Source organism: Bacillus sp. GMs2/2 (assembly GCF_050172095.1).
In the GTDB taxonomy this organism is placed as follows: domain Bacteria; phylum Bacillota; class Bacilli; order Bacillales; family Bacillaceae_G; genus Bacillus_A; species Bacillus_A cereus.
Window position 1 is genome coordinate 1 of sequence record NZ_JBNLYE010000428.1, and the last position, 3,096, is coordinate 3,096.

Sequence of the window (3,096 nt, forward strand, 5' to 3'; positions counted from 1 at the left end):
CAGTGTGGGCTTGAAATTTTTTTTAGAAAAGGATGTGCCTAATTTGCGTATCAATAAATTTATTAGTGAAGCTGGAAAAGCGTCTCGACGTGGAGCGGATAAACTAATTAATGAGAGAAGAGTAATTATTAACGGTAAGGTTGCAAAAATTGGTGACCAAGTGAACCCAGGGGATGATGTACGAGTAAATGGAGAGCAGCTTCGAATTGCTCGAGATCACGTATATATCGCTTTAAATAAACCAGTAGGTATTACATGTACGAGTGAAAAATCAGTAAAAGGTAATATTATTGATTTAGTGAATCATCCTTTACGAATTAGCCACATTGGACGTCTTGATAAAGACTCTGACGGTTTAATTTTGTTAACGAATGATGGCGATATTGTTAATGAGATTTTACGTGCTGAAAACAAACATGAGAAAGAATATATCGTTTCAGTAGATAAGCCAATTACACCTGATTTCTTAGAGAAAATGGCAGCGGGTGTTAAAATTTTAGGGACAAAAACGCTTCCTTGTGAGATTACACAGTTATCAAAATATGAGTTCCAAATTATTTTAACACAAGGGCTAAATCGCCAAATTCGCCGTATGTGTGAAGCTTTAGGTTATCAAGTATACACGTTAAAACGTACGAGAATTATGAATATCGAATTGAATAATTTACCAGTTGGGCAGTGGAGAGATTTAACGAAGAAAGAGAAAAGACGTCTATTTGCAGACTTAAATTACGAACCACAAGATTGGTAAAATTGTGAAGTGAAACCAAAAAAATTTGGTTTCGCTTTTTTAAATTAAATAAATAATTTTTTTAAACACTTGCAAAAATAAAATGAATAAGATATATTAAATAACAATAAATGGATGTTTTACAAAAAGCAAAGAAAAGGACACGAGTTATTTTACCCGGTTATACAGAGAAGGAAGGAAAGCTGAGAACTTCCTAACGCAGAAAAATAACTTACCACCTTAGAGCTGCACTAGGGAAATGAAGTATCTAGTGCCGTGTAAACGACGTTACCGTAAATGAAGCCATTGTATATTTACAATGGGAATCTGGGTGGAACCACGGGTAAAAGCACGCTCGTCCCTATTTTAGGGATGAGTGTGCTTTTTATTATGAAATGGAGAGATGAAAAATGAAAGAACAAATGATTGAAATTAAATTTCCAGATGGTAGCGTTAAAGAATTTGTAAATGGAGTTACTTTAGAAGAAATTGCTGGATCCATTAGCAGTAGTTTGAAAAAGAAAGCAGTCGCGGGGAAAGTAAATGATGGATTATATGATTTACGCCGAAATATTGAAGAAAATGCGGAAGTGGAAATCATTACTATAGATTCAAATGAAGGGGTAGAAATTGCAAGACACTCCGCGGCACATATTTTAGCGCAAGCTGTAAAAAGATTGTATGGTGATATAAATCTTGGAGTAGGACCTGTTATTGAAAATGGATTTTATTATGATATGGATCTTCCAAGTAGTGTAAACATAGAAGATTTACGAAAAATCGAAAAAGAAATGAAAAAGATCATAAATGAAAATATAAAGATAGAACGAGTTGAGGTTTCTCGAGAAGAAGCAGCTAAACTGTTTCAAGAAATGAACGACCGCTTGAAATTAGAACTTTTAGAAGCAATTCCTAGTGGGGAAAGTGTAACACTATATAAACAAGGTGAATTTGTAGATTTATGTAGAGGACCACATTTACCATCTACAGGTTATTTGAAAGCATTTCAATTAACTCACGTTTCCGGTGCATATTGGCGAGGTGATAGTAATAACCAAGTGCTTCAGCGCATATATGGTGTTGCATTCTCTTCTCAAAAAGAATTAGAAGAGTATTTACATTTCGTTGAAGAAGCAGCAAAAAGAAATCATCGTAAGTTAGGCAGTGAGCTTGAGTTATTTATGTTTTCTGAAGAGGCTCCGGGAATGCCGTTTTATTTACCGAAAGGACAAATGATTCGTAACGAATTGGAAGCATTTTTAAGAGAAATTCAAAAAGAGTATAAGTATCAAGAAGTACGCACTCCGTTCATGATGAACCAAGAAGTATGGGAGAGATCAGGGCACTGGGGACATTATAAAGATAATATGTATTTCTCTGAAGTAGATAATAAAAGTTTTGCATTAAAACCGATGAACTGCCCAGGGCACATGCTTATGTTTAAAAATAAATTGCATTCTTATCGTGAATTACCGATTCGTATGTGTGAATTTGGTCAAGTACATCGTCATGAATTTAGTGGTGCGTTAAACGGATTATTAAGAGTACGTACTTTCTGCCAAGATGATGCACATTTATTTGTAACTCCAAAACAAATTGAAGATGAAATTAAATCAGTAATGGCGCAAATTGATTACGTATATAAAACTTTTGGATTCGAATATGAAGTAGAGCTTTCTACTCGTCCAGAAGATTCAATGGGTGATGATAAATTATGGGAGCAAGCAGAAGCGGCATTAGAAAATGTATTACAATCGCTAAATTATAAATATAGACTAAATGAAGGTGACGGTGCATTTTACGGGCCGAAAATTGATTTTCATATTAAAGATGCTTTAAATAGAAGCCACCAGTGCGGAACAATCCAGCTTGATTTCCAAATGCCAGAGAAATTTGATTTAAATTATATAGATGAAAATAATGAAAAGAAAAGACCAGTTGTTATTCACAGGGCAGTTTTAGGGTCATTAGATCGCTTCTTAGCAATATTAATTGAGCACTTTGGAGGTGCATTCCCGGCATGGGTGGCACCAGTTCAGGTGAAAGTCATTCCAGTTTCGAATGCAGTTCATGTACAATACGCAGATGAGGTTGCGGATAAATTAGCACAAGCTGGTGTTCGTGTCGAACGAGATGTGCGAGATGAAAAATTAGGATATAAAATAAGAGAAGCACAAATGCAAAAAGTTCCTTATATTCTTGTTATTGGGGATAAGGAAATGGAAAACGGAGCTGTAAATGTACGTAAATATGGGGAAGAGAAGTCAGAAGTTATTGCGCTAGACGTATTTGTGGCAACTATTGAAGAGGAAATAAAGAATAGAAAATATTGATTGTAAAGAAAACACACTATTAGCAATTAGTGT

At 34.9% G+C, this 3,096-nt stretch carries 2 protein-coding genes and 1 other annotated feature; both genes read left to right on the top strand.

What is annotated here, in order from left to right; genetic code table 11:
- The first annotated feature begins 43 nt into the window (after positions 1 to 43).
- Entirely contained in the window at positions 44 to 751 is a 708-nt protein-coding gene (rluF, locus tag ACQGS6_RS25530; RefSeq protein WP_001222170.1) for a 23S rRNA pseudouridine(2604) synthase RluF, read from the top strand.
- A gap of 122 nt (positions 752 to 873) precedes the next feature.
- Positions 874 to 1,096: a binding site (T-box leader), on the top strand.
- A gap of 44 nt (positions 1,097 to 1,140) precedes the next feature.
- Complete coding sequence (gene thrS / locus ACQGS6_RS25535; protein WP_000663094.1) at positions 1,141 to 3,063, top strand: threonine--tRNA ligase; 1,923 nt, start codon at positions 1,141 to 1,143, stop codon at positions 3,061 to 3,063.
- The last annotated feature ends 33 nt before the right edge of the window (positions 3,064 to 3,096 follow it).

What these genes read in the sequence shown, in the direction of transcription:
- thrS (WP_000663094.1), top strand. Translation starts at nt 1,141, where the DNA reads ATGAAAGAACAAATGATTGAAATTAAATTTCCAGATGGTAGCGTTAAA.